The sequence below is a fragment of the Shigella sp. FC1967 genome, assembly GCF_001743005.1.
Lineage (GTDB): Bacteria > Pseudomonadota > Gammaproteobacteria > Enterobacterales > Enterobacteriaceae > Proteus.
The window spans coordinates 1-2,181 of record NZ_MIIZ01000889.1; the positions used below are offsets into that span (position 1 = coordinate 1).

The following is a 2,181-nucleotide window of genomic DNA, read 5'->3' on the forward strand; positions in this document are numbered from 1 at the left end:
TTCTAAGATTAAATCAGTAAATTAAAAATTTTTAAAATTAAATAAAACCACTCAATTGAGTGGTTTTTTATCGTTACGTATTAATCAATTACAGTGTAAATACACCAATGATCGCGATAACGCTGATAATTGCTGCACCACCATAGAATACCCATTTGCTTGCAGGTACATGCACTTTAAAATCGTGCAACGTATGGTGAATACGGTGTAATGCACACCAAACTGGCAGAATAATCATTAGCAGTAAGAACAGACGACCAATGATACTTTGGCTAAATGCCATAATACGGTCATAAGTAAATGCTTCTGGCGCAATACCCATAGGGATTAGGATACCGAGCAGGATGATGATTGCTGGAGAAACAATCGCACTCCACATACCACCTGCACCAAATAATCCCCAGAAAATAGGTTCATCAGAGCGCTTAGGAAGTTGATTCTGATTCATTATTTCCTCCTGGGTTACATCAACGCCACTGCCAGAATAACGGCAGTAACAACGATAGTGACAGCCCAAAAACCACGAATGATAGGTTCTTGTGGCATTTTTTCATCTTTAACAACGATAACCACTGCTTTGGGTGCAAGTTTGAACCAAGTCGCAGCGTGGAAGATTGTTGCAATAAGGGTCACAATGTTAATCAGCATTACGATTGGGTTACTCAGGAATCCAACGAAACCTGCCCAACTTTCGGGTCCATTTTTCAGTGCGAATACACCAAACAGTACAACCAGACTGAACCAAAGTTGTGGAAGACAAGTTCCTTCACGGGTGATATAGAAACGATAGAATCCAAGTTTCGTCCACCAGTTTGGTTGCATGCCACGAACATAAGGCTTACGTTTTGTTGTCATGTCTTGTTTCCTCCTTAACGTGGTTTCAGCATCGCAATGACAAAGTCTTGCGCACTGGCTGCTTTACCTTGCTGAATAGCGGCAGCAGGATCCACATGTTTTGGACAGACTTCAGAACAGTAGCCAACAAAGGTACAAGACCAGACACCGTTCTCACCATTTAACTGAGGCATACGTTCTTTTGCCCCATGGTCGCGACTATCTGTGTTGTAACGTTGAGCTAATGTAATCGCTGCTGGACCAATAAATTCTGGGTTTAGACCAAACTGCGGACATGCTGCATAGCAAAGACCACAGTTGATACAACCAGAAAATTGATGGTATTTCGCCATTTGAGCAGGAGTCTGTTTATTTGTCCCTTCTGAAGCCTTGCGATCGTTACCGATGATATAAGGTTTAATCGCTTCTAAGCTTTCAATAAAGTGAGTCATATCGACAACAAGGTCACGCTCAACGGGGAAATTACCCAGTGCTTCAACTCTTACACCGTCTGGGTATTCACGGATAAATGTTTTACAAGCCAATTTAGGCACTTTGTTGACCATCATGCCGCAAGAGCCACAAATCGCCATACGGCAAGACCAACGATAAGAAAGATCAGGCGCTAAATTGTCTTTAATATAACCCAATGCGTCCAGTAATGAGGTTTGCTCATCATAAGGAACATCATAAGTGACGAAATGAGGCGCTTCGTCCGTTTCTGGGTTATAGCGCATGACTTCTATTTTAACGTGCTTCATGTCATCAGCCATTCGCTTTCTCCTTATTCTGCTTGTCTTGTGCCGTCGCTTCACCACCATAGACACGTTTAGCAGGAGCCGATTTCGTGATCTTCACATCGCTATATTCTAAACGAGGAGCACCTTCTGGGTTATAGAACGCCAGAGTATGTTTTAGGAAATTCACGTCATCACGCTCAGTACAACCTTCGTCAAGACGTTGGTGTGCACCACGGGATTCTTTACGATTGATTGCGGAATGAGCCATACATTCAGCGACATCTAAACCAAAACCAAGCTCAATTTTGTACAGTAAATCTGTATTAAAGACGCTACTGGTGTCTTTAATTTCAACGCGTTTGAAACGTTCTTTTAATTCAGCCAGTTTATCAACAGTTTTTTGCATTAATTCAGGTGTACGATAGATACCGCAACCTTCTTCCATTGATTCACCCATTTCATCGCGAATTTGTGACCAGCTTTCAGAACCTTTTTTGGTTCATTAAATTTTTTCAGGTCATCTTCAATATCACGAGTACGAGCATCTAATGCTGATGCGTTAGCTGGTGCTGCTTCTTGTGCACAACGAACGGCTTCTTCACCGGCA

3 protein-coding genes and 1 pseudogene are annotated in these 2,181 nt (G+C 42.2%); all 4 read right to left on the reverse strand.

The window, feature by feature from the left end; genetic code table 11:
* Nucleotides 1–88: 88 nt before the first annotated feature.
* Complete coding sequence (gene frdD, locus BHE89_RS15390; RefSeq protein ID WP_069368217.1) at nt 89–448, reverse strand: fumarate reductase subunit FrdD; 360 nt, start codon at nt 446–448, stop codon at nt 89–91.
* Between the two features lie 14 nt (nt 449–462).
* A complete protein-coding gene (gene frdC / locus BHE89_RS15395) occupies nt 463–855 on the reverse strand; it encodes a fumarate reductase subunit FrdC (protein ID WP_069368218.1) in 393 nt (130 codons plus the stop codon).
* A gap of 14 nt (nt 856–869) precedes the next feature.
* The gene (locus BHE89_RS15400) at nt 870–1,607 is read right to left on the reverse strand and encodes a succinate dehydrogenase/fumarate reductase iron-sulfur subunit (protein ID WP_069368219.1); all 738 of its coding nucleotides are present in this window, start codon (nt 1,605–1,607) and stop codon (nt 870–872) included.
* Nucleotides 1,600–2,181 (reverse strand): annotated as a pseudogene (locus BHE89_RS15405) (succinate dehydrogenase/fumarate reductase flavoprotein subunit); the annotation flags it as partial. The pseudogene BHE89_RS15405 and the gene BHE89_RS15400, both read right to left, overlap by 8 nt.